The sequence below is a fragment of the Vibrio sp. Vb0598 genome, from assembly GCF_033338935.1.
Classification (GTDB): domain Bacteria; phylum Pseudomonadota; class Gammaproteobacteria; order Enterobacterales; family Vibrionaceae; genus Vibrio; species Vibrio alginolyticus.
Genome location: NZ_JAWOTP010000233.1, coordinates 1 through 1,129 on the forward strand (window position 1 = coordinate 1; position 1,129 = coordinate 1,129).

General features: G+C 40.9%; 1 protein-coding gene and 1 pseudogene. Both read right to left on the reverse strand.

Features of this window, described 5'->3' with window-relative positions; all coding sequences use genetic code 11:
- Positions 1 to 347: pseudogene (locus R7Q38_RS24335) on the reverse strand (hypothetical protein); the annotation flags it as partial.
- Positions 348 to 600: 253 nt separating this feature from the next.
- Positions 601 to 861 (reverse strand): DUF333 domain-containing protein, encoded by a 261-nt coding sequence (locus R7Q38_RS24340; RefSeq protein ID WP_005463993.1) that lies wholly within the window; start codon positions 859 to 861, stop codon positions 601 to 603.
- Positions 862 to 1,129: the final 268 nt, after the last annotated feature.

Below are 1,129 nucleotides of genomic sequence, written 5' to 3' on the forward strand. Positions count from 1 at the left end.
TGACGGATCATATCCATCCAGTAGTCCAGTTCGCGAATGATCAACACAGCGAAGAAGCCGGAAATCAAAATAGCGGCGTGTTTAACTTGTTCTTCTTGCTTAGAAAGTTGGAAGAACGACCATGAAGCAATCGCCAGCATGATCACTTGTAAGGTTTCAGTGATAGAGACTTCACCCAAACTTGATCCCAATACTACGTAATCAAGACGAATACTCAGATTGACGAGAATACTGATCGCAACAATCATCAATGCGCTTAAACACGATTTGTAGATGATGCGTTTTGACTCATCAGTAATCACGTTGTTTTGTGCCGTTTCGGCTTGTTTAACTATTTGTGTTTTCATCCTGACCACCTGTTTCCAGAAAAATGTGGAAGAAATGTGAATTTGTGTGATGTTGGACATGATTTTATTGACCAAGTGGAAAGTATTGTCAGGAGAATGTCAGGAATAGAACGCTGTTCGATATTATGTTTGCATACGGTAAAGTCAGAGTAGTGTGAAGTTCATGTAGGAAAATGCGGATATAAAAGAACAAAAAAAGGAGCCGATTGGCTCCTTAGTTATTGAATAATATTACTATTTATTAGATTCGAGTTTATTGCTCGTCACTCTCTTTGTGGTTGTTACGGTAGTATTCCCACTGTTCAACACGTTCATCGTCAGAAAGCACACAGTAAGTTACACGCTCACCGTTCTCTGACACAGTGTCCAGTTCGCCACCTTGTTGTACACAGTAAACGGCCGCCGGATTGGCAACAGAGGTGTACTCTGTTGAGCGAGTTGCGCCGTCATAAGTTGAACAACCAGCAAGTACCATTGTCCCTGCCATAGCCATCATTAAACTTGTTTTTTTCATCTTTATCTCCGCATGGGATAGGCGAGTATTGTCTTGATTATAGGCAACTTTCGTCAATTATTGTCTTATCGATGTTAAAAGTAAGAAGGGCGTAGACATATTTAGAAGAATTTTAGACATTTCTCATAAAGAGCTTGCTAGTACGTCACATCTGTTGCGGATACATAGTGAATGTATCGAGCGTAAGCCGCTCAACAAGACGCGACCTAGTGAACGGTTTAGTACACTTTAATTGGGCTAGGTATCGCTACTGTGGCTTGCTTACTAA